The organism is Candidatus Amarolinea aalborgensis (genome assembly GCF_900491745.1).
In the GTDB taxonomy this organism is placed as follows: Bacteria; Chloroflexota; Anaerolineae; order SSC4; family Amarolineaceae; genus Amarolinea; species Amarolinea aalborgensis.
Genome location: NZ_UETR01000029.1, coordinates 15,001 through 38,262 on the forward strand (window position 1 = coordinate 15,001; position 23,262 = coordinate 38,262).

Here is a 23,262-nt window from a genome sequence, read left to right on the forward strand (position 1 = left end):
CTCGCTTGCCACGGCGCGCCGCCTGAATAGTTACGCTGAAATAACAAATGCCACACGGCTGCCCTTTGCGGCCCAGCGGCTTTGCGACTTTGCGTTAAGGCTTTTCAACTTGCCCTGGGGCGCACCAAACCAAGTACTCTGAAACCGCGTTCAATTAACGATCTTTTCACGATCATTCCATATACTGACGTTTGCTGCCGAATCTGCAACTCAAACACGATTTGAGAAAGGTGAAAAGACGCAATGCCAGACCTTAACGTTCCGCGCAGCGATCAGCAGTTGATTATCGCCTGGCCTGGTCACCAACTGACGGCGCCCCTCAAGGCCACCCTCCTGCGCCTGGGACGCGACCCCGAAGGCAATGACATCGTGATTGACGCGCCGGCGGTGTCGCCCTATCACGCCACCCTGCGGCTGGAGGCCGACGGCTATCACCTGCTCGATGGGCAGGAACGGGATGGGCAGTGGGTGCGCAGCGCCAACGGCCTGAGCTGCCGGGGGCAGCGCGTCGAGGACGAGAAGCTCGACAACGGCGAGATCGTGCGCATCCCCGGCGCAGCCGAAGATTTCGTCTCCCTGCTCTACTTCGACGCCGCCGCCGCCGCCCCCGGCCAGCGCAGCCAGGTGTCCCTGGCGCAGGAGATCAGCATCGGTCGTGACCCGCGCAACGACCTGGTGATCAGCGATCCGACCGCTTCCGCGTTTCATGCCACGGTGACGCCCGTGGGGCAGACGCACGTCCTGCGCGATCTGCGCAGCGCCAGCGGCACCTTCGTCAACGGTCAGCGCGTGTCGCAGCACGCGCTGCAAGCTGAAGACAGCATCCTGATCGGCTCCGTGCAGCTGCGCTACGACGGCCAGTCCCTGGCCGTGGTTGACCTGCGCCGCGCCGGCATCCGCCTGGACGGCATGAGCCTGCGCAAGCAGGCGCCCGCAGCCAAAACAAGCGCCGGCGACAGCGGCTTCAAGCTGCTGCTCAGCAACGTCTCGTTGGTGATTCATCCGCGCGAGTTCATTGCCATCGTCGGCGGCAGCGGCACCGGCAAATCTACGCTGCTCGATGCGCTGAACGCATTCCGACCGGTGGACGGCCGCGTCCTCATCAATGGCGACGACCTCTACCATCATTTCGACGCCTACCGCCAGAGCATCGGCTACGTCCCCCAGGATGACATCATCCACCGGGAGCTGACCGTGGAGGAGGCGCTGCGCTTCGTCGCCCGCCTGCGCCTGCCGCCCGACACGGCGCAGGCCGAGATCGAAAGGCGGGTTGAGACCGTGCTGCAGCAGGTGGCGATGAGCAACCGCCGCAGCGTGCTCGTGCGCCAGCTCAGCGGCGGCCAGCGCAAGCGCGTCAGCCTGGCCGTGGAGTTGATCGCCGCGCCCGGCATCCTCTTCCTGGACGAACCGACCTCTGGCCTGGATCCGGGCCTGGACAAGAAGATGATGTTCACCCTGCGCCAGGTGGCCAATGGGGGCACCACCGTCATCCTGGTGACGCACGCCACCGACAATATCCAGGACTGTGACCTGGTCGCCTTCCTGGCCGAGCGCGGCCGCCTGGTTTTCTACGGCCCGCCGGCCGCGGCGCTGACTTTCTTCGGCGTGCGCGACTTCGCCGAAATCTATCACCTCGTGGAACTGGAGCCGGAGCGCTGGCTGCAAGCCTTCCAGGAGTCGAGCTTCTACGAAGCCTACATTGAGCGCCGCCTGGCGAACACCTGCCCGCGCTGCTCTGCGCCGCTGGCGCCAGAAGAGATGATCTGCGCCAACTGCGGTTATGCCAGGCCGCAAGCCGCGGGCGCGCCCATCCCCGCGACGAAGAACGCGGTCAGCGCCACGCCGCCATGGTCGCGGCTGCGCGCCTCCCTGGCGACCTTTGCGCGCCAGACCGCCATCCTGGTGCAGCGTTATGTCACCATTCTGCTGCGCGACCAGCGCAACCTGCTCTTCCTGCTGCTGCAGGCGCCGCTGATCGCGCTGCTCCTTTTCCTGGTGATGAAACCGGGGCTGTTCAACCAGGGCTTGAATGTGGAAGTGACCGACCTGGGCGAGATGCAGAAGATTCTTTTCGTGCTGGCCTGTATCGCGGCGTGGTTTGGGTTGATCAACGCGGTGCGCGAAATCGTCAAAGAGCTGCCGATTTACCGCCGCGAGCGCTTCGTCAACCTGGGCGTGGCGGCCTACGTCGCCTCCAAGCTGATCGTCCTCCTCGCGCTGAGCATCATCCAGTCCGCGCTGTTGGTTGCCATCGTGCACCTGCGCGGCCAATTCCCAGCCGTGGGCGCCAGCGGCCTGCCTGGCGTCGTCGAGATCTTCGGCGCGGTGCTCCTCGTCACCTTTGCCTCCACCTGCCTGGGGCTGCTGCTGTCGGCCGCGGTGGGCCGCGAGGACCGGGTGATGAGCCTGATGCCGATCTTCCTGATCCCGCAGATCGTTTTCGCCGGCGTCGTCTTCAAACTGCAGGGCAGCGCGCGCTTCGTTTCCTGGTTGACCTTCAGCCGTTGGGGCATCGAAGCCATGGGCGCGACGATCAACCTGCCGGAGCTGCGCCGCATTGCCAGCTACGTCATGCCCGTGGAGGCGCTGGTTTTCCCGTTCGACCATTCCGCGGCCTATCTCCGCCAGAACCTGGGCATTCTACTGGCGCTGACCGTCATCTGCATCGCGCTGACCGTGGTCGCACTCAAACGGCAGGATGCGCGCTGATGAATTGTTCAATTCCTAATTCCGAAGGAGGTATGTGTCATGATGTCTACTCATCGTTGGCGACGCGTGGGACTGCTCACCATCGTGTTGTTGCTGTGGCCCTTACTCGTGGCCGCGGCGCCCCTGCCCGTTGACCAGTTTGGCCCCAGCCAGGCCGGACTCGCGCAGGACGATCAACTGCTGACGCTGTACAGCAGCTACGAATGGAAAAACGACCTGCCGGGCCAGTGCCCTTCCTACCCGCCCATCTTTCGCACTGGCACGCGCACCGTGCACAGCTACCTGCCCGCCACGGTCAAACAGGAAATGCCCGTGGTGGTGATCTGGCAGGAGGCCGTGGACGGCGCCGTGCAAGAAGATCCCGTGGCGACGGCGCGCGCGGTGCTGGCGCCCAACACCCTGCCCCATGCCTCGATTTCATTCAACCAGGATGTAGGCGGCCGTGTCTTCCTGGTGACGATGTTCCTGCAAGATGACGCCGGCAAATGGACGCCGATTGCCCAAGGCGTCTTCGGCATCGCCAGTTCCACCGGCAAGCCGGGCGCGCCCGGGGAGTGCCCCATTCCCGACAGCATGAAGACCAACGGCGCAGGCATCAGCGGCCTGGTCGGCGGCGCCAGCGTGGGCGGTTCCGGCGATACGGCCGCGGCGACGCCCACACCCGCCAAGTCCACAGCGCCCAAGCCCACGCCGACCAAAGCGCCGGCGACGTCGGCAGCCGCCTCGCCGCTGCAGATCACGTGGACGGACATGTCCTACGAAGGCCGCGCCGGCGACAGCCGTTGGTGTCAAACGCGCATGATCTATGTCAATAAATCCAAGCGCGCGGCGCGCTGGCCCGAATACCGACCTGGCATCCAGATTGTCAACGGCGACGGCTCCGAGGACGGCTGGTACCTGGCGAGCTTCTACTCCAAGGCCGACGGCTGGGAGAACGGCATTGATCCCAACAGCATCCCCGCCATCGCACCCGGCGCCTCCGCGGACTGGACCTGGTACAGCGCGACCGATCACGCGGGCCAGTTCTGCGCGACGATCGGCCTGGTCTACCAGGGCTGGACCTACACCGCCAGTTTTGACCGCACCGGCAAGCTGTTAGGCTCCAAGACATTCCCGCCCAAATGAACGCGGGGCACGGTTTTCAAGCAAGCAAGAAGCTGGCACATGGAGGCAAACGATGAAACAGAGATGGACCCAGGGTCTGACCCTGGTTTTAATGGGACTTTTGCTGCTGGCGCTGGCAGCCTGCGCCGCGCAGACGCCGCCAGCCACGCCCACCCCGACTGGCCCAACCGGCGCGGAGCTGATTGCACAGATGCAAAAAGCCATCGCCGGCGCCAAAAGCGCGCACCTGACCATGCGTTTCCAGGTAGGCACGGCGGATGGGCCAGTGACCGGCACGGCTGAATTCTGGGGTCAGCGCCCGGGCCAGCGCCGTATTCAACTGCGCAGCGACCTGGGCAGCGTGGATGGCATCCTTGCGGTCACGGCCGGCGACCAGGGCTGGGCCTACAGCAAGCGTGACGACGTCGTGATCGTGGCGGACCGCAGCCTGCTGCAAAGCCAGTTGGGTCGCCAGCCCGAGCTGCGTGAGATTGCCGGCTTCGTGGACAAGCTCCTCGCGCGCGGCTTCACCGACACCGAAGCGGTCAACCAGGGCGCGGCCACCATCAACGGCCGCGCTGCCTACAAAGTGCAGGTGACGTTCAAGCCGACCGCGGATCCGGCCCAGAAGCTGGAGGGCATCGGCGCCGTTTTCTTCATTGACGCCGAGACCCATCTCCCGCAGCGCGTGGAGCTGGAGGTAACCTACGGCAACTTCACTGTGCGCGGCTTTGCCGAAGTGCAGGGCGCAATCGAGCTGGACCCCACGCTCGACGCAGGCCTCTTCACCTTCGACCCACCGCCGGGCGCCGCGGTCATCAACCTGGCGGATATTCCCCTGCCGTCGGTGGCGCCCGCGGAGCTGCCGGTGGTGAAGTAGAGAGAAAAGACCGGAGACTGGAGACCGGAGACTGGAGATTGGAGACCCGAGACCGGAGATTGGGATGGGGTGAGATGTGTCGGTGAGAGTGCGTATGGAGCGACGTCTCGCCTTGATTCGGGCGCAGATGAACGCAGGTGCACGCTGATGTGATCAATAATCTGCGTGCGCAGTCAGCGTGAATCTGCGTCCGTTCTTTGGCTCTGTTTGTCAATAGATGCCCGTCCGCTCTACCCACTTTTCGTGGGGGGCGGGCGGGTTTGTTGTCGGTTGAACCTGGCTCCAGCCGCGCCGGGCCTGGGTTGACCGCGGCGCATGGTTGCGGTATGATAACTCGGCAACGGCAGTTCATCTATCCTGTGCATGCTGTCAATCCTGTCTACATTCATGACGTCGTCACGGCCACTGCCTGAAGGAGCGATACCCATGAACCTCAGTGAATGGAAAACCGAGGCGCACGCCAACCTGCGGCGGCTCGCCGGTACGCTGCGCCGCATGGCCCCCGGCACGTTGTACGGCGCGTTGGCGTCCGCTTCCGTCCTGCCGGTGGTGATCGCCGCCAGCCAGGGAGATTTTGCCGCGGTGGCTGCGCTCGGCAGCCTGGTGGGTGGGGTGGGCGGCAACCTGATCGCCAACCAGCTCCAGGCCTGGAAAGACCGCAGCGAGGCCGACCTGGCGCTTGACCTGCAGGCGCACGCGACTGCTGACCCGGCCTGGCGCGATGCGCTGGATCAGATGCTGAATGAGTTCCAGGCGCCGCAGGTGCTTGAGGTTGCGCTCGACCCCACAGACCGGTCGTGGTTTGCGGACTTACTGCGCCGTGAACTGGCCGCGATCGGAAGTCTGGTCACCTACCAGGCCACCGCGCAGGGAAGCGACAATGCAATCGCCCAGGGATCACAGGCCAAGGCGGCCTCTGGCGGCGGCGTCGTGGCCGACACCATCCACGGCCCCGTGATCATCAACCCGCCGCCGCCCCCTGACCCGGCGCGGCCAGATCCGGCCAGCCTGCGCCGGGCGTACCTGAACCGCGTGCTGGAGCAGGCTGGCGCGCTCTCGCTCGGCGGCGTTGATCCGCGCGTGGCGAGTGATGCCAAAGCGCGCCTCAATCTGGCGGCTGTCTACACCGCGCTGCTCACCCAAACCCAGGAGTTCGAGGAACGCGGTGCGCGCAGACTGGAAACCCCGCACGAAGGTCAGCGTCTGTCGGCCGTGGCGCAATTGAACCGCCACGCCCGCCTGGTCGTGTTGGGTGATCCAGGCAGCGGTAAGAGCACCTTCGTCAATTTCGTCGCGCTCTGCCTGGCTGGCGAGGCCCTGGGTGACAGCGCCGCCAACCTGGCGCTGTTGAGAGCCCCACTGCCGCCGGAGAAGGATGAGACGCCGCGCCTCACTGGGCGTGACGAAAAGCAGGAGGAGAAGCCGCAGCCATGGCAGCACGGCGCGCTGCTGCCGGTGCAAATCGTCCTGCGCGATTTGGCCGCGCATGGCCTTCCCGCGGCCGGCCAGCCCGCAACAGCCGAGCATTTGTGGCAGCACATTGTGGCCTCTCTGCGCACAGCCTCCTGCGGCGAATACGAGCCTTTCCTGCGACGTGAACTGCGCGAGCAAGGGGGGCTGCTGCTCCTGGATGGGCTAGATGAAGTACCGGAAGCAGATCAACGCCGCGTGCAGATCAGGCAGGCCATCGAAGACTTCGCCGCCTCTTTTCCACGCTGTCGCATCCTGATCACAAGCCGCACCTACGCCTACCAGCAGCAGGATTGGCGCCTGCCGGGCTTTGCCGAAACTGTTCTCGCCCCCTTCAGCGCCGGTCAGATTCAGCGTTTCATTGATCGTTGGTATGCGCACATCGGCGAGCTGCGCGGCTGGGATGCAGCCAACGCGCAGGGGCGCGCCCAACTGCTGGCGAACGCTGTTTTTGGGAGCGATCGTTTGCGCAGCCTGGCGGAGCGTCCCCTGCTCCTTGCCTTGATGGCCAGCCTGCACGCCTGGCGCGGCGGCAGCCTGCCGGAGAAGCGCGAAGAGCTGTACGCGGACGCCGTCGAGCTGCTGCTCGATTGGTGGGAGAGTCAGCGCATCGCGCGTGACGCGCGCGGCCAACCCACGAACATCCAACCCAGCCTGGTCGAGTGGCTCAAACTCGACCGTGAGAAAGTGCGTGCGGTTTTGCACACCCTGGCCTACCAGGCCCACGCGAGTCAACCGACCCTGCTCGGCACGGCCGACATTGCGGAGGAAACGCTGGTCACACAGCTGCTGGATGCCAGTCCCACGGATGACATCAAACCCAAACGCCTGGTGGAATACCTGAGCCAACGCGCAGGCATCCTGTTGCCGCGCGGCGTCAAGGTCTATACCTTCCCGCACCGCACCTTCCAGGAATACCTGGCGGCCTGCTACCTGACCGATCACGACTACCCAACGACCCTGGCCGTCCTGGCGCGGCAGGCGCCTGAACGCTGGCGTGAAGTGGCGCTGCTGGCCGGGGCCAAGGCCGCCAGGGGCACGGCCACCGCCATCTGGCTCCTGGTGGACGAACTGTGCTACCAGGAACCGGCCGACCCTGGCTACACGACCGCAGACGCCTGGGGTGCGCAGTTGGCCGGGCAGGCTCTGGTCGAAATCGCCAACCTGGGCCAGATCAGCGCAGCCCGGCGCGCCAGCGTGCAGCGGGTTTCACGCGGGCTGATCCATCTGCTGCAGCGCAGCGAACTCCCGCCGGTCGAGCGTGCGTTGGCCGGCCGCACCCTGGCGCGCTTGGGCGACCCGCGGCCGGAGGCGCTGACCGCGGCGGGGATGCAATTCTGCTATATCCCGGCCGGCCCCTTCTGGATGGGGAGCCAGGACGACCCGGATGCGGAGGACAACGAGCAGCCGCAGCGCCAGGTTGATCTTGCCTACGACTACTGGATCGGCCGCTACCCGGTGACGAACGCGCAGTTCGGGGAGTTTGCGGCTGCGGGCGGCTACCGCGAGGCGCGCTACTGGGGCGAGGCGCAGGCGGCGAAGTACTGGCAGAAAGACCGCGGGTTCAAAGGGAATTGGGACAACGCATGGCGCCTCGGGCCGTATGATTTCGGCGAGCCGCGCAATTTCCCAAATCACCCGGTGGTTGGGGTGACGTGGTACGAGGCGCTGGCGTACACGCGCTGGTTGGGCGAACGGCTGGCAGGGCGGATACCCGCGGGGTGGAAAGTGCGTCTGCCCAACGAACCGGAGTGGGAGAAGGCGGCGCGGGGCGGGGTGAAAGTACCGGCGCAGGCGTTGATGCGCGCCGCGGCGGCCGGCTTGGTCGCGCCGGTAGCGCCGATGCAGCCCAATCCCGATGCGCGGCGGCGCTACCCGTGGGGCAACGATCCCGACGCCAATCGGGCGAACAGCGAGGAGAGCGGGATCGGGACGACGAGCGCGGTAGGCTGTTTTCCCGGCGGCGCCAGCGTGTATGGCGCGGAGGAGCTGAGCGGCAACGTGTGGGAGTGGACACGCAGTCTGTGGGGATCCGACTACCAAAAGCCCCGCTACGGTTATCCCTATGTGGTTACGGATGGGCGCGAGAACCTGGCGGCCGGATCTTCTGAGCTGCGGGTTGTGCGCGGGGGTGCTTATTATGTCAATAGAACCCATGTTCGGTGCGCTCGGCGCCGCAGGGACTACCCGAGCCACTGGGGCAACTATAGGGGTTTTCGGGTGGTGGTGTCCCCATGATTCCTCTGGCCTCTGGAACTCTGATCTCTGGAACTCTGGGCCGATCCGGACTATGCGTCAACGTCCGCGACGACATAACCCCTGCCTTGCCGCCAGTAGGCGGCCGAAAATTTTTTTCAGCGTCCCCCCTTGCGCAGGCTGGTTCCCCTCGTAGGTCACGCCTCCGGCGTGACGACGTGCTCAGCGACAAATCGTGCTGCCCTACGTCAGCGTCGTCCTGGCCCTGCGTCCCCTTGCGCCGGCTGGTTCCCCTCGTAGGTCACGCCTCCGGCGTGACGACGTGCTCAGCGACAAATCGTACTGCCCTACGTCAGCGTCGTCCTGGCCCTGCGTCCCCTTGCGCAGGCTGGCTGCTCCAGTCAGCGTCGGGCAAGCCGGTGGCGTTCTCGACGGCGAAGGCGCCTTACCCGGCGGGCCTGCGCCAGGTTGGGCGATTGTCCGGCTGCCAACCCTCGCAGGGGTGCGTGGACATCCCAGCGTTGACTTGTGAGGACGTCACGTGCCTCTGAGATCGTCATCTGGCCGCAGCCCTGCGAGGGGGATCCCCTTGCGCCGGCTGGCCGGGCGCAGCGACAATTCAATTCGTGGCAATTCGTGAAATTCGTGGCAACTATCCGGTCCGAGGAAAACTACCATGACACCACCACCGATGCCGATCTTCGCCCGCACCTTCGATTTCTTGAGCTGGCTGCTGCCGGCCACGAACAACTTTCCGCGTGCGCACCGGCACACGGTGACGCAGCGTCTGCTCAACGCGGCCTTCGACCTGCGTGAGCGCCTGGAGGAGGCCAATCAGCGCCAGGGCGCGGCGCGCCTCGATCGCCTGGCGCTGGCCGACGACGCGTTGGCCCATGTGCGCGTCTATCTGCGGTTGGCGGTGCACTGGAAATGGCTGACGCCCGGCCAGTACCAGCACGTCGCCCTTATGGTGACCGAAATCGGCCGGCTGCTCGGCGGCTGGCAGCAGGACACCATCAAGCGTATGGCAGCATCGGCCAAGCCGCCGCCCGCGCTCCCGCCCGCCGAGGAGCCTTACTGGGCAAACGATGCGTAACCTAACGCTCTCTTCCCCCCTTCTCCTCTCCGTCATCTTCTCCCTCTTCCCCCCTTCTCCTCTCCGCCGTGCGGAGAGGAGAAGAGGGCGGCTTTCGGGGGTAGGTTTTTTTGAGAAGAGTGAGCGAAACAGCGTGACTTCGTGTAAGATAGAGTTTACCAAACAACCTATCATACTGGAGGTCACAGATGTCTCGCTCAGAATCATTGTTGCAGTGGACGACATGCGTGTCAAGTAATCTGCCTCAGTTATCAGTAAGTCAGGCCCGGGTGCTGGCGTGGTGGAGTTTTGGGATCGCGATGACGGGCAGTTGTGGGCGCTACACGGTGGCAACCTTTCTCGGTCTGCTGAGCGGACAGAAAGTGGCCACGGTGGAGCAACGGCTGTATGAATGGTGCCTGGATGCCAAAGACAAGGGCGGGAAGCAGCGGCAAGAACTGGTCCTCAGCACCTGCCAGTTGGCGCTGCTGCAGTGGATCATCCGCTTGTGGGTGGGCACGCAGTTGGCCTTGACCCTGGATGCCACGAGCCTGGGGGATCGATTTGTGGTTCTGGCCGTGAGCGTGGTCTACCGCGGGTGTGGGATTCCTGTGGCCTGGACGGTCTTGCCGGCTGGCGCCAAAGGCGCATGGCGCAAGGAATGGCTGCGCCTGCTGCGCTTGTTGCGCCCGGCCGTGCCCCCAGAGTGGACGGTGATTGTCCTGGCGGATCGGGGCTTGTATGCGGGCTGGCTCTATCGTCGGATTGTACGACTGCACTGGCATCCCTTCCTGCGCATCAACAATGGCTCGAAGTTTCGGCCCCAAGGCCGTGCGCACTGGTACTGGCTCAAAGACTTGATTGGTACTGTCGGCCACCAGTGGCAGGGCCGCGGTAGTTGCTTCAAACATCCCGCCAGCCGCCTGGAATGTACGCTGCTTGCCTGGTGGAGCGAAGCCAACGAGGACCCCTGGTTTGTTCTCACCGATCTCTCACCGACCCAGTCGTCCGTTACCTGGTATGGCCTGCGCTCCTGGTGTGAGCAAGGCTTCAAGTGCAACAAGCGCGGCGGCTGGCAATGGCAGTTGACCCGCATGCACCATCCCGAGCGTGCCGCACGCCTCTGGCTCGCCCTGGCGGTCGCCACCCTTTGGATGGTCAGTGTTGGCACCGAGCTCGAATGCCGGACCAACCTTGACGACCCAGACCTGCCCGACCTGCAGGCCTTGCTTGACCACAAACCTGTGCGTCGTATCCGCCTCCACCGCTTGGGTCGCCTCTGGCTCTTGGTCGAGGCCATCGCACGCCAAGCACTTCACCTGCCACGACAACTTTTACCGGAACCGTGGCCGGCGCCACTTTCACCGACACAAGCTGTACTGGCACCCTGTCCGGAGGTGCCGCCATGAAAAACCTACCCCCGAAAGGAAGAGGGCGGGGGGTTGAGGAGAGGCCCCACCCACGATGGCAAGCGTGGCCGGCGCGTGGCCGCCGAATCACGTCACTGTCATGGGGGCAGGCTCACACACCATGTTCGGTGCGCTCAGCGCAACAGGAACAACCCGAACAACTGGAACAACAATAGGGGTTTTCGGGTGGTGGTGTCCACATGGTTCCCCAGCCAGAATCATCCGGCGGCCGGCCTCGTGCCGGCTTCCGGGTCGCGGCGAATCATGGCGGAGTCTGTTCCCGGCCGCGCCTGTGACGAGCAGGCCGGGCATATACCAACGGCCCTGCGCCCTCGGTGCACAACCTCGGCGCAGGGCCACCCGGTGCGACGGGGCGCATTTCAGCCCCGTAGGTACGGCCTCCTGGCCGGACGATGTCGTCCCAAGACGCGAGTTGTCACACCGGAGATGTGACCTACGGTAACCATGTCCATGTTCGACGACCTGACCAGTTGGGACAATCTCCTCCTGGCTTACCGCCGCGCGGCGCGGGGCAAGCGCGGCCACGACAATGTCGCGGCCTTCGAGTACGCGCTGGAAGACAACCTGCTGGCCTTGCAGGCCGAGCTGCGCACGCAGACCTACCAGCCGGGCGCGTACGTCAACTTCTACATCCACGAGCCGAAGCGCCGCCTGATCTCGGCCGCGCCCTTTCGGGATCGCGTCGTGCATCATGCTCTCTGCAACCTGATCGTGCCGATCTACGAACGCCGCTTCATCGCCGATACGTACGCCAACCGCGTGGGCAAAGGCGCCCATCGCGCGCTGCAGCGCACGCAGCAGTTTGCGCGGCGTTTCCCGTACGTGCTACAATTGGACGTGCAGCAGTTCTTTCCCAGCATTGACCACGCCATCCTGTCCGATCTCCTGGCCGCCAAAGTGACGGACCCCGGCGTGCGCTGGTTGATTGGCCGCATCCTGGCCAGCGGCGCGGGCGTGCTGCAGGAGGTCTACGACATGGTCTATTTCCCTGGCGATGACCTGTTCGCGGTGCAGCGCCCACGCGGCCTGCCCATCGGCAACCTGACCAGCCAGTTCTGGGCCAATGTCTATCTCGATCCGCTGGATCATTTCATCACGCGGCGCCTGCGCTGTCCGGGCTACGTGCGCTACGTGGACGACCTGCTGCTCTTTGGCCCGGACAAACCGACGCTGTGGGCCTGGCGCGCGGCCGTGATCGAACGCCTGGCCCGCCTGCGCCTGACTGTGCACCCTGGCGCGCACCCGCGGCCGGTGACGGAGGGCATCCCCTTCCTGGGCTTCGTCACCTGGCCGCAGCGGCGGCGCCTCAAACGGCGCAAGGGCCTCTATTTCCGCCGCCGCTTGCGGCGCCTGGCTGCGGCCTACCGCGCGGGCGCCATCCCCCTGGCGCAGCTCACCGCGCGCGTGCAGGGCTGGATCAACCACGTGCGCTTCGGCAACACCGTGGGCCTGCGCAAAGCCGTGCTCAAAGTCAACCTGCGCCGGCGGTAGCCTTATGTCACCCTGGAGAACCATCACCATGCGCAAGCAATCTTGGGCGATTCCCATTCTCGTGATCCTGGCCCTGGTTGGCCTGGCGCTGACCGCGCCGCGTTGGGTGCCCTTCCTGGCCCGCTTCGTGCAGCTCAACACCGACCTGATCCAGGGGCTGGCCGACCTGGTGCAGTTGCTGCTCTGGATCGCCGCCGGCGCGCTGGTCTTGCTGCGTGGCCTCGGCTGGCGGCGTGAGGCGCCAGGATCCCAGGCCTCACCCGCCAACCGTTACCAGGCCACCCCGGACGGCAGCAGCGCACTGGTACGAGGCAATCAGAACACCGTTGCCAGCGCCGGCAGCGCCGCCATCGGTCAGCTCACGGGATTGGCCGTGTTGGGCGACGACAACGTGATCGTGCTGGCCGGAGCCTCGGCCGACGCCCTATGGCAGCACTGGCTGCCGCAAAAAGCGGCGCCGGCCGATCTGCGTGATGCCACAGCCCGCTACCTGCGTTATTTATTGGACCGCTACCGCTTCCTGGAATTCAAGGGTATGGGCGCCAACGACCGCCTGGCCCTGCGCCTGCCCCTCAGCGACATGTATGTGCCGCTCAAGGCGCGCATCGAGATGCCGGAGGGCGACACCTGGGCGCGCGCCTTGCGCCTGGCCGGCGGCCGCGCCACCGCCGAAGAAGTAGCAGCCACAGGCGAGCGTATGAGCGGCCCGCTGGCGCTGCTCGATCTCCTGCAAAAACACCAGGGCCTCATCATCCTGGGCGATCCTGGCGCGGGAAAGACCACGTTTCTCAAGTACCTGGCGGTCGCTCTGGCTGCCGGACAGGCTGAAGCGTTGGGCCTGTCCGGCTACGTGCCGCTGCTGCTGCCGCTGTCTGCCTACGCCAATGCCCTGGCCACACGCGAGGACCTGCCGCTGAAGCAGTTCATTCCTGATTACTATCGCAGCCAGGATGTCGAGCTGCCGCTGGCGCCCGTCTTTCATCAGGCACTGACAGAAGGACACGCCCTGGTGCTCCTGGATGGCCTGGACGAAGTGCGCTCCGTGGCGCTGCGCCACCAGGTTCTGCAGCGAGTGCTGAGTTTCTGCGCTTTTTACCGGGCGCGCGGCAACAAGTTCGTGCTGACCAGCCGCATCGTCGGCTATCACGAAGTGCGATCCACCGCAACCATCGAAGGTTTGATCGAATGTACCCTGTGGGATTTCGACGATGACGAGATCGAACAGTTCGTGGACAAATGGACCAGCGCCATCGAGCGCGCCGCGCGCGGCGACACCCCCGTGGCGGCCACCGAGGCCGCGCGTGAACGGGCTGAGCTGCTGGCCGCGCTGCGCCGCAACCCCGGTGTGCGCCAACTGGCCACCAATCCGCTGCTCTTAACCATCCTGGCGCTCATGAAACGCCAGGGCGTGACCCTGCCCGAACGCCGCGTGGAGCTGTATCAGCGCTACGTCGAAACCCTACTCAAGCATTGGAATCTGGCCCGCAGCCTGGGCCGCCCGCTCACCCGCGACCTGGACCTGATCGAAACGCTGCGCGTGCTGGCGCCGCTGGCTCTGTGGATGCACGAGACCAGCCAGGGTAAAGGCCTGGTCAAGCGTGAAGATGTCAAGCGCCGGCTGGCTAGCCTCTTTGCCGAGCGCGGCGCCGCCGATCCTGAGCACCTGGCGGAAGATTTTCTGGGCGGCGTGCGTGGGGATGCCGGCCTTCTTGTGGAACGAGGGCTAGGCGAATATGGCTTCATTCATCTGACTTTTCAAGAATACCTGGCGGCCGTTGCGCTTGCGCAGCGCGGTCAACAGGGCATTGGCCCCGTGGTGGACGCACTGGCTACTCATGTGAGCGACGCCAATTGGCGCGAGGTTAGCCGCCTGACCATTGGCTACCTGGGCATTGTGCAGCAGCGAGAGGAGGCGGCGACGGCCGTCCTGGATGCTTTGCTGCGCCAGGCGCCTGGGCAACCCGGAGAGGCCGTCATCCTGGCTGGTGAAGCGGTGGCCGATGCCTGGCCTGGCGGCGTTACCGCGACCTGCCACACCGCCGTGTTGGACGCTCTGCTTGCCACGATGGAGGATCATGCCAGCGTCCAACCGCCTGTGCGCGCCGAGGCCGGCCGCACCCTGGCGCGCTTGGGCGATCCGCGGCCGGAAGCGCTGACTACGGCGGAGATGCAATTCTGCTATGTTCCCGCCGGCCCCTTCTGGATGGGGAGCCAGGACGATCCGGATGCGGAGGACAACGAGCAGCCGCAGCGCCAGGTTGATCTTGCCTATGACTACTGGATCGGCCGCTACCCGGTGACGAATGCCCAGTTTGGGGAGTTTGCGGCCGCGGGCGGCTACCGCGAAGCTCGCTACTGGTACGAGGCCAAGGCGGCCGGATACTGGAGTCCGGACGGGTTCAAGGGCTGGCTAGATAACGCGCCGCGTCAGAAGCCGTATGATCTTGGCGAACCCCGCAACCTTTCGAACCATCCGGTCGCCGCGGTGAGCTGGTACGAGGCGCTGGCGTACACGCGCTGGCTGCATGAACGACTGGTGGGGCGAATACCCGCGGCGTGGAAAGTGCGTCTGCCCAACGAACCGGAGTGGGAGAAGGCGGCGCGCGGCGGGGTGAAAGTACCGGCGCAGAATTTGATTCGATCCGCTTCGGCGGGGCTGACCCGTGAGGCGCCGCCGTTGCAGTCCAGTCCACAGCCGCGGCGACGTTATCCGTGGGGCCACGATCCCGACGCCAACCGGGCGAACAGTGAGGAGAGCGGGATCGGGACGACGAGCGCGGTGGGCTGTTTTGCGGGCGGCGCCAGCGTGTACGGGGTGGAGGATCTGAGCGGTAACGTGTGGGAGTGGACGCGCAGCCTATGGGGATCCGACTACCAAAAGCCCCGCTACGGTTATCCGTATGTGGTTACGGATGGGCGCGAGAACCTGGCGGCCGGATCTTCTGAGCTGCGGGTTTTGCGCGGGGGTTCTTATTACAATAATAGAACAAATGTTCGGTGCGCTCGGCGCTACAGGTACTACCCGTTCAACTGGAACGACTTTAGGGGTTTTCGGGTGGTGGTGTCCCCATGATTCCTCTGGCCTCTGGAACTCTGATCTCTGGAACTCTGGGCCGATCCGGACTATGCGTCAACGTCCGCGACGACATAACCCCTGCCTTGCCGCCGGTAGGCGGCCGAAAATTTTTTTTCAGCGTCCCCCTTGCGCCGGCTGGTTCCCCTCGTAGGTCACGCCTCCGGCGTGACGACGTGCTCAGCGACAAATCGTGCTGCCCTACGTCAGCGTCGTCCTGGCCCTGCGTCCCCTTGCGCCGGCTGGTTCCCCTCGTAGGTCACGCCTCCGGCGTGACGACGTGCTCAGCGACAAATCGTACTGCCCTACGTCAGCGTCGTCCTGGCCCTGCGTCCCCTTGCGCAGCGCCCATGAATGAATTCACGGGCTGATACACCAAAACCTGCCGAGGCAGGTTGCCGCCAACGTAACCCGTTTGAGCGGGTTTGACGTATCAGACGCCGAATTCATTCAGTGGGTCGTGTGCCTGCGGTTGAACCAGATTGACCGTTGCTCATAATTACGGTATGATAGCCTTTGCGTGGGCATTGTTTGGCTCTATGTTCGGGTGATACGCAGGAGGCACAGATGTTTCCACTACCGCAGATGGCGCCGGTTTCAGACTTGAAGCATCGGCACCTGGAAGTGTTCAAACGACTAAAGGCGGGTCCGGTGGTATTGGCAAATCGCAGTCAGCCGACCGCGGTGCTGGTGGCCCCTGACCGTTGGAACGAGATCGTTGAGTACATTGACGACCTGGAATGCAGCATCGAGGCGTTGAAGGCCGAGTTGGCGCTGGCGCAGGGCGCAGATCAGATGGAGCGCATGACGCCCACGGAAATCGAGGCCTGGCTGGGCGACGATGCGCTACCAGGTTGACATCACCCAGCGCGCCCGGCGCCAGATCGAAGAACTGCCTGGACACCTTCGCCAGCGCGTCAAGCGTACGATCGCACAATTAACGGTCAATCCGCGCCCCGAAGATGCCGTTGAACTGCGAGGGCCGTTACGCGGCTATTACAAAATCAAGCTCGATCTGTATCGAGTCGTCTACCGGATCGAAGACGATGTCGCTCGTGTACTGATTCTCAAAGCCGGCAAAAAGCACAGCGGGTTCTATGATGATGTAGGCTGACGTCGGGGGCCGCCCCGACCGCAACGGCGCCCATGAATGAATTCACGAGCTTATACAGCGAAACCTGCCTCGGCAGGTTGGCCCGGCGCAACCCGCTTGAGCGGGTTTGGCGCATCAGACGCCGAATTCATTCAGCTTTCTGCGTCCCTCCTGGTGACAAAAGTCATTGTCTCTGCTTTCGCACCGTGCGACAATAACAATTCCTAATTCCTAATTCCTAATTTGCCAATCCCACGCCGCGGCAGGCGTTGAGGCGACGATGGACGGGGGAGCGCATGATGGCAACCAGTAAACCAACACAATGGGCTGAGGTGGATGAGCAGGGACGCCTGGTCTTGCCGGCTGAGATGACGGCCCAGTTCGGGTTGACGCCCGGCGCGCGCGTGCGCCTGGAGGACGACAACGGCAAGGTGCGCCTGCACCGGCCGCTGACCCACCTGGCGCGAGTCTACGTGGAGCCAACCGTCTACTGCAACCTTGATTGCATCACCTGCCTGCGCAACGTGTGGGACGAGCGCCTGGGCCGCATGAAGCCGGCCACCTTCGACCGCATCATCGAGGGTCTGCGGCCGCTGGCGTCGCCGCCCCTCGTCTTCTTCGGTGGCATCGGCGAGCCGCTCTTCCATCCGCAGCTGCCGGACATGGTCGCGCGCGCCAAGGCCCTGGGCGCAACGGTGGAGTTGATCACCAACGGCACCCTGCTCAACGACGCCAAGGCGCGTGCGCTGATTGACGCGGGCCTGGACGTGATCTGGATTTCGATTGACGGCGCGACGCCGGAGAGCTACGCGGATGTGCGCCTGGGCGCGGAGCTGCCGCACGTGCTGGAGAACGTCAATCACCTGCGCCAGATTCGGCCGGGCGGCCACTACCCGCAGCCCAAAATCGGCATCGCCTTTGTCGCCATGCAGCGCAACATCCAGGACCTGCCCGCGGTGCTCGGCCTGGCGCACCGCCTGGGCGCCAGCTTCTTCAAAGTAAGCAACGTCCTGCCCTACACCGATCAACTGCGCCAGGAACAGCTCTACAACCACCTGCTCAACGACATTGCCTACATGCCCTCGTCGTGGGTGCCGCACCTCAGCCTGCCCAAGATGGAATTCAACGAGCAGACGACCGGCGCGATCTTCCAGGCGTTTCGCAGCGGTTTCAACGTCAGCCTGGCCGGGCACAACCTGGGCGGCAACAACGATGTCTGCAACTTCATCGAAAGCGGCGCGCTGGCCGTCGGTTGGGATGGCAGCGTCGCGCCCTGCCTGCCGCTGCTGCACAGCCACAGCCACCACCTCAAGCAGTATCAGCGCTTCTCGCGGCGTCACATCGTGGGCAATGTCAATCAGCGCGACCTGCTCGACATCTGGCGCGATCCGGCCTACGTGGCCTATCGCGAGCGCGTGCAAAGTTTTGCCTTTGCACCCTGCACCTTCTGCGGCGGCTGTGACTTGATCAAGGGGAACGAAGAGGACTGCCTGGGCAATACCTTCCCCGTCTGCGGCGGCTGCCTGTGGGCGCAAGGGGTCATTCAGTGCCCGTGAGGCGTAGGTCCGGCCTCCTGGCCGGACGACGTTAGCGGAGGGGAGCGTGATCTGTGGCAGAGAGCGCCGTCACACCGGAGATGTGACCTACGCAGCGGTTGCCCGTGAGGCGTAGGTCCGGCCTCCTGGCCGGACGACGTTGGCGGAGGTGAGTGATCTGTGGCAGAGAGCGCCGTCACACCGGAGATGTGACCTACGCAGCGGTTGCCCGTGAGGCGTAGGTCCGGCCTCCTGGCCGGACGACGTTGGCGGAGGTGAGTGATCTGTGGCAGAGAGAGCCGTCACACCGGAGATGTGACCTACGCAGCGGTTGCCCGTGAGGCGTAGGTCCGGCCTCCTGGCCGGACGACGTTGGCGGAGGTGAGTGATCTGTGGCAGAGAGCGCCGTCACACCGGAGATGTGACCTACGCAGCGGTTGCCCGTGAGGCGTAGGTCCGGCCTCCTGGCCGGACGACGTTGGCGGAGGGGAGCGTGATCTGTGGCAGAGAGCGCCGTCACACCGGAGATGTGACCTACGCAGCGGTTGCCCGTGAGGCGTAGGTCCGGCCTCCTGGCCGGACGACGTTGGCGGAGGGGAGCGTGATCTGCGGCAGAGAGCGCCGTCACGCCTCCGGCGTGACGGCTAGAAAACCTTGCTGTCTTCGTAGGTCCGGCCTCCTGGCCGGACGACGTTAGCGGAGGGGAGCGTGATCTGTGGCAGAGAGCGCCGTCACACCGGAGATGTGACCTACGAGAGGGGCGGCTGGATCTGCTCCACCCACAGCAGGGAAGCCACCTCGTGGCCAATGACCTGCGGCTGGTCGCCGACCAACACGTGCAGCGGGCCTTTGAACGGCGCGTGCTGCTGCACGGTCACCTGGCTGCCAGGCCGCAGCCCCAGATCCGCCAGGTAACGCAGCAGGGGCGCGTCGCCGCTGTTGCCCACGCGGCGCACGATACACGCAGCGCCTAACGCCGCCTCTACCAGCGGACGCGTTTGATAGCTGCGCACGCTGCCGTCCCTGGCCGGGATCGGATCGCCATGGGGGCACTGCGTGGGAAAGCCCAGAATCTCATCCATGCGGTCGCCCACCACTTCGGAGATGCCATGCTCCAGGCGGTGCGCCTCCACATCCACCTGATCCCACGTAAAGCCAAAAACCTGGATCAGGAAAACCTCCAACAGGCGATGATGGCGCACCAGGCGGCCGCCCTGCCGCCGCCCCTCAGCGGTCAGCGCGATCTGGCGGTGCGGCAGATGCGTCACCAGGCCGGCCTCTGCCAGGCGCTTGGTCATGCGCGAAACCGCGGTGTCGCTCACGCCCAGGTGCGAGGCCAGGCCGCCCGTTGTCATCTCCTGCCTGCGATTTTCCAGCTTCCACAGACCAGCCAGGTATTCGGTCATCGCCGGCGTCAGGGTCAATTCAGACATTGGCTTTCCCCGCACGCCAGCAACCTGGCGAAAAACCCTGCTTCTGCGAAAAACGGGGTTTCTGCGTTGCTTCTTGATTGAACCATGGTTAAATTATAAGTTGACTGTTAGGCCGCGTCAAAAATTCAGATTCGACTGTATGAAGGGCTGAGGACCACTTGACTAAGAATCAAAACATGGTTACACTACACTCGTTATTGCGAATGATTCGCAAAAAGCAGCCGACGGTGGTTGGTCATCTACGGCCAAGCCCACTGCGGCTATCTACGACAAGCGAGGTGATACGACCGCATGTTGCCTGCATTCTTACTGGCTTTGCGTGAAGGGCTGGAAGCCGCCCTCATCGTTGGAATCGTCCTGGGCGCTCTGCGCAAATTGGGTCACAGCCGTCAGCAGACCGCGGTTTGGCAAGGGGTGAGTGCGGCCATGGCGGTCAGCCTGGTCGTCGCCGTGGCGTTATATGCCGTGGGCGCAGAACTAGAGGGCGCGGCTGAGCAGATTTTCGAAGGCGTGACCATGCTTCTGGCTGCCGGCATCTTGACCTGGATGATCTTCTGGATGCAAACACAGGGTCGGCGCATGAACCAGGAGTTGGAAACCGGCGTGCGCCAGGCGATCACGGGCATGGGCAGTCACTGGGCCTTGTTCGGCGTCGCTTTCTTTGCCGTCATGCGCGAAGGCATCGAGACCGCGCTCTTCCTCACCGCGGCCACGTTTACGGCCGGCGGCCAGGCCACCTTGCTGGGCGCGCTGGGCGGCTTGATCGCAGCCGCTGGGCTGGGCTATATCCTGTTTGCCACCACACGGCAGCTCAACGTCAAGCGCTTCTTCCGCGTGACCAGCGTGCTGTTGATCCTGTTTGCCGCCGGCCTGGCGGCGCACAGCATCCACGAATTCAATGAGGTCGGTTGGATCCCGGCTGTGATCGAGCACGTCTGGGACACCAACCGGCTGATTGACGAGAATTCCGGTTTGGGCCAGATCCTCGTCGCGCTCTTTGGCTACAATGGCAACCCATCCCTGAGCGAGGTGCTGGGCTATGCAGTCTATTGGCTGGCCCTGATGTTGGGGGTGCGTCGCCTGCCCCAAACCAGCCCCGCAGCCACAGCCAACGTCGGTCAAACAGTGCGTTGAGCCGGCGGCCTTTTGTCGCCTAACCGGGCGTGCAACCTGAGCTTGCCAAAGGCGCAGTTCACTGAGGTGCGTTTCAATTTCGGGGCGCAGCTCGCGCAGATGAGCTTGGCAGGGATTGCAGCGCTTATAATCGCCCCGCCCATCCCCATTCCGACATGCGCCCATGCAACGCCGCCGCGATCGCCGCTGGTAATGCAGCGGCGATCGTTTTTCTGGCGGCTGCACATTGAAATTGTATTCGTAGGCGACATAGGCGCGGCCACAGTATTCGCGCAATTTGCCCAAGAAGCAGGCAAGTATGGTATAATAACGGTCATCCAGCAGGTTTCGTCGAAACCAGGTTGAAGCGCCTGGCTCCGCAGAAGGTATCATCATGGCAAAACAACGCGCAAGCCTGAAGGGACGTGGTCACGAAATCCAGGGACTGGTCAACAACAGAGCAGCGGTCGAAGCCTCGCCGTCGCTGGCCGCCGATTCTCCCCCATCTTCCCAACCCTCAACCCTCTCTGCCTCACGCGCCGCCTCCGGCCCGGAGGAGAACGCGTTGGCGTCCGATGTCGAGGCGTGGTTGGCCCTTGAGGCCGATGCGTCAGACACGCCGGACGTGGAAGTTCCCGCGCTGCGCAGCATCCCAGCCATGCCCCCGCGCGAGTCCGTGGCGCCAACCGCGCCCGCGCTGGCCTCGCGCAGCGTGACGCCCCCACCAACCGACGATGCCATCGAGATCCCTGGCGCCGAGGCGTCGCTGGATGGGATTGAAGTGCCGTTGGACGACGCACTGCCCAGCGTCCTGGTGACGCCTGCCATGCCCCCGCCTGTTGTGACTGCCCCCGACCCGCCGCCGGCCATGCCCCCGCCAGTTGTGACACCGCCGGCCGCGCCGCCTGCACCGACACAACCCGTGCCTGAAGCTACTCCGGCCGCGCTGCCGATCGTCGCGCGCCCTGCGCCGTCAACAATCCCGCCACTCCAGCCGACACCGACACCACCCAGCGAGGACAATCTGATGGACGACGTGCTTGCGGCCGCGCCCAGCGCCGCCACAAAACCGATGAACGGCGCAGCGCCAGCCGCCGATGATGGACTGACTGAAGATATTTTGGCGGCCATTCCGCCGACAGCCGGCGGCGTCTTGCCAACCAACGGCGAGCCGATCACGACCGTGCGCAGCCCGCTGCCGCCGTATTCAGGCACACCCACGACGCCGCCGTCCGTCGGACTAGCGCCGGTCGTGGCTGACCCGGCAGGGCCTGCGCCGCAGCCGCCCGGAGACCCGGCCCCAGCCCGTTTGCGCGTGGGAGGCCTGGTGCTCGAAGGTCCGATTTCGAATCAGGTCGTCCCGCCAGGGCCAGGCGGGCAGGCAGGCGAAGATAAGCTGCTGACGATCCGTGACCTGACCCCGGAGCAGGCGCGCTTGATCCTGGGCCGCGTGACCACCGAACAGTTCCGCTCTTTGTCGCGCGAGATTGATCGCCTGTATGATCGGGCCACGGAAGAACTGGCCAATGATGCGCTGCGCGGTGAAAAGGCGCTCGACCTGCTGCACCAGTCGCGCTTGATCTTGATCGAAAAGCCCGAAAACTACGTGGATGCGGAATACCAGGTGCAGCGCGTCCATGCCTTACTGATCGCTTCAACCAACAGTCGCCAATGGGCTGCGGAATTGGGACCGCGCCTCTTCCGCTATGAAACGTTCTGGATGTTTGGCCTCATGCTGGCCTTCATCCTGTCCAATGGCTTCTGGCCGCGTATGAGCCTCTGGCTGACGACCGTAGCCGGCGTGCCAACCACGTCCGTGGTGATTAGCCAGGCCATGCCGTTCCTCAGCACCCTCTTCTGGGGCGGTTTGGGCGGCACCATTGGCGCCCTGTGGAGCCTGTGGTACCACATCTCGGAGCGCCGCGATTTCGACCGCGAGTACAACATCTGGTATCTCACGCAGCCGATCATGGGTATGGTGTTGGGTGGACTGGTCTACTTGCTCTTTGCCACTGGTCTGCTGGTGCTGCAAGCCAATACGCAGGCCACCAGCGAAAGCCTGGGCGCGCGGCTGCTGCCTTCATTGATCGCCGCGGTAGGCGGTTTCCGCCAGAATTTCGTCTACGAGCAGATGGGCCGCATCGTGGAGTTGTTCAGCGGCCGCCAGGGCCAGAACGGACAGCCGAACAACACCAATAGCACCGCGACCAACGTCTGATCCTCCCCTGGCAGGGCAGCCAAAAAAGCACCGAACCTTGCGCAGGCCTGCGGCAAAGGAGCTGATGTCGCAGAGAGCGATGTCGGCTTGCCCGCTGCTGCGCCGTGCAGCCAGCCTGCGCAAGGGGAACCCCCTCGCAGGGCTGCCACCAGATGGCATCCTCAGAGGCGCACAACGCCGTAAACAGACCGCATGGTGATGTCCCCAGTCCCCTGCGAGGGTTGGGCAGCCGAAAAAGCACCGAACCTTGCGCAGGCCTGCGGCAAAGGAGCTGATGTCGCAGAGAGCGATGTCGGCTTGCCCGCTGCTGCGCCGTGCAGCCAGCCTGCGCAAGGCGAACCCCCTCGCAGGGCTGCCACCAGATGGCATCCTCAGAGGCGCACAACGCCGTAAACAGACCGCGTGGTGATGTCCACAGTCCCCTGCGAGGGTTGGGCAGCCA

General features: G+C 64.5%; 14 protein-coding genes. 13 read left to right on the top strand and 1 reads right to left on the bottom strand.

The genetic code is table 11. The features are described 5' to 3' along the window. Positions 1-243 precede the first annotated feature (243 nt). From ACPQ6D_RS19885 to ACPQ6D_RS19935, 11 genes are all read left to right on the top strand, one after another. A complete protein-coding gene (locus tag ACPQ6D_RS19885; RefSeq protein ID WP_423226100.1) occupies positions 244-2,709 on the top strand; it encodes an ATP-binding cassette domain-containing protein in 2,466 nt (821 codons plus the stop codon). 39 nt (positions 2,710-2,748) lie between these two features. Next, a complete protein-coding gene (locus ACPQ6D_RS19890; RefSeq protein WP_423226101.1) occupies positions 2,749-3,834 on the top strand; it encodes a hypothetical protein in 1,086 nt (361 codons plus the stop codon). A gap of 52 nt (positions 3,835-3,886) precedes the next feature. Then, a complete protein-coding gene (locus ACPQ6D_RS19895) occupies positions 3,887-4,693 on the top strand; it encodes a LolA family protein (protein ID WP_423226102.1) in 807 nt (268 codons plus the stop codon). A 426-nt stretch (positions 4,694-5,119) separates the two neighbouring features. Beyond that, entirely contained in the window at positions 5,120-8,401 is a 3,282-nt protein-coding gene (locus ACPQ6D_RS19900; protein WP_423226103.1) for an SUMF1/EgtB/PvdO family nonheme iron enzyme, read from the top strand. Positions 8,402-9,035: 634 nt separating this feature from the next. Beyond that, positions 9,036-9,455 carry a diversity-generating retroelement protein Avd gene (avd, locus tag ACPQ6D_RS19905; RefSeq protein ID WP_423226104.1) on the top strand — a complete coding sequence of 140 codons (420 nt, stop codon included), beginning with the start codon at positions 9,036-9,038 and terminating at the stop codon, positions 9,453-9,455. 299 nt (positions 9,456-9,754) lie between these two features. After that, positions 9,755-10,843, top strand: a complete 1,089-nt coding sequence (locus ACPQ6D_RS19910; RefSeq protein WP_423222339.1) for a transposase — start codon at positions 9,755-9,757, stop codon at positions 10,841-10,843. Between the two features lie 471 nt (positions 10,844-11,314). Further along, complete coding sequence (locus tag ACPQ6D_RS19915; protein ID WP_423226105.1) at positions 11,315-12,355, top strand: reverse transcriptase domain-containing protein; 1,041 nt, start codon at positions 11,315-11,317, stop codon at positions 12,353-12,355. A 28-nt stretch (positions 12,356-12,383) separates the two neighbouring features. Further along, positions 12,384-15,428, top strand: coding sequence for an NACHT domain-containing protein (locus ACPQ6D_RS19920; protein ID WP_423226106.1), 3,045 nt, complete (start codon positions 12,384-12,386; stop codon positions 15,426-15,428). Between the two features lie 567 nt (positions 15,429-15,995). Beyond that, positions 15,996-16,286 (top strand): hypothetical protein, encoded by a 291-nt coding sequence (locus ACPQ6D_RS19925; RefSeq protein WP_423226107.1) that lies wholly within the window; start codon positions 15,996-15,998, stop codon positions 16,284-16,286. Then, on the top strand, positions 16,270-16,542 hold the full coding sequence (locus ACPQ6D_RS19930; protein WP_423226108.1) for a type II toxin-antitoxin system RelE family toxin: 273 nt from the start codon (positions 16,270-16,272) through the stop codon (positions 16,540-16,542). Before ACPQ6D_RS19925 ends, ACPQ6D_RS19930 begins: the two co-directional genes overlap by 17 nt. Before the next feature lie 275 nt (positions 16,543-16,817). After that, positions 16,818-18,077 (top strand): radical SAM/SPASM domain-containing protein, encoded by a 1,260-nt coding sequence (locus ACPQ6D_RS19935; RefSeq protein ID WP_423226109.1) that lies wholly within the window; start codon positions 16,818-16,820, stop codon positions 18,075-18,077. A 728-nt stretch (positions 18,078-18,805) separates the two neighbouring features. Here ACPQ6D_RS19935 and ACPQ6D_RS19940 read toward each other — a convergent pair. Continuing rightward, on the bottom strand, positions 18,806-19,489 hold the full coding sequence (locus ACPQ6D_RS19940) for a metal-dependent transcriptional regulator (protein ID WP_423226110.1): 684 nt from the start codon (positions 19,487-19,489) through the stop codon (positions 18,806-18,808). A 291-nt stretch (positions 19,490-19,780) separates the two neighbouring features. Between ACPQ6D_RS19940 and ACPQ6D_RS19945 the strand changes: the two genes are divergently transcribed. Together ACPQ6D_RS19945 and ACPQ6D_RS19950 are read left to right on the top strand one after the other, a co-directional pair. Beyond that, on the top strand, positions 19,781-20,623 hold the full coding sequence (locus ACPQ6D_RS19945) for an FTR1 family iron permease (protein ID WP_423226111.1): 843 nt from the start codon (positions 19,781-19,783) through the stop codon (positions 20,621-20,623). A 373-nt stretch (positions 20,624-20,996) separates the two neighbouring features. Continuing rightward, positions 20,997-22,820 (top strand): hypothetical protein, encoded by a 1,824-nt coding sequence (locus ACPQ6D_RS19950; protein WP_423226112.1) that lies wholly within the window; start codon positions 20,997-20,999, stop codon positions 22,818-22,820. Positions 22,821-23,262: the final 442 nt, after the last annotated feature.

Coding starts and splice junctions, on each gene's coding strand:
- ACPQ6D_RS19945 (WP_423226111.1), top strand. CDS start 19,781: ATGTTGCCTGCATTCTTACTGGCTTTGCGTGAAGGGCTGGAAGCCGCC.
- avd (WP_423226104.1), top strand. CDS start 9,036: ATGACACCACCACCGATGCCGATCTTCGCCCGCACCTTCGATTTCTTG.
- ACPQ6D_RS19885 (WP_423226100.1), top strand. CDS start 244: ATGCCAGACCTTAACGTTCCGCGCAGCGATCAGCAGTTGATTATCGCC.
- ACPQ6D_RS19950 (WP_423226112.1), top strand. CDS start 20,997: ATGGCAAAACAACGCGCAAGCCTGAAGGGACGTGGTCACGAAATCCAG.
- ACPQ6D_RS19910 (WP_423222339.1), top strand. CDS start 9,755: ATGACGGGCAGTTGTGGGCGCTACACGGTGGCAACCTTTCTCGGTCTG.
- ACPQ6D_RS19930 (WP_423226108.1), top strand. CDS start 16,270: ATGCGCTACCAGGTTGACATCACCCAGCGCGCCCGGCGCCAGATCGAA.
- ACPQ6D_RS19895 (WP_423226102.1), top strand. CDS start 3,887: ATGAAACAGAGATGGACCCAGGGTCTGACCCTGGTTTTAATGGGACTT.
- ACPQ6D_RS19900 (WP_423226103.1), top strand. CDS start 5,120: ATGAACCTCAGTGAATGGAAAACCGAGGCGCACGCCAACCTGCGGCGG.
- ACPQ6D_RS19915 (WP_423226105.1), top strand. CDS start 11,315: ATGTTCGACGACCTGACCAGTTGGGACAATCTCCTCCTGGCTTACCGC.
- ACPQ6D_RS19935 (WP_423226109.1), top strand. CDS start 16,818: ATGATGGCAACCAGTAAACCAACACAATGGGCTGAGGTGGATGAGCAG.
- ACPQ6D_RS19920 (WP_423226106.1), top strand. CDS start 12,384: ATGCGCAAGCAATCTTGGGCGATTCCCATTCTCGTGATCCTGGCCCTG.
- ACPQ6D_RS19925 (WP_423226107.1), top strand. CDS start 15,996: ATGTTTCCACTACCGCAGATGGCGCCGGTTTCAGACTTGAAGCATCGG.
- ACPQ6D_RS19940 (WP_423226110.1), bottom strand. CDS start 19,489: ATGTCTGAATTGACCCTGACGCCGGCGATGACCGAATACCTGGCTGGT.
- ACPQ6D_RS19890 (WP_423226101.1), top strand. CDS start 2,749: ATGATGTCTACTCATCGTTGGCGACGCGTGGGACTGCTCACCATCGTG.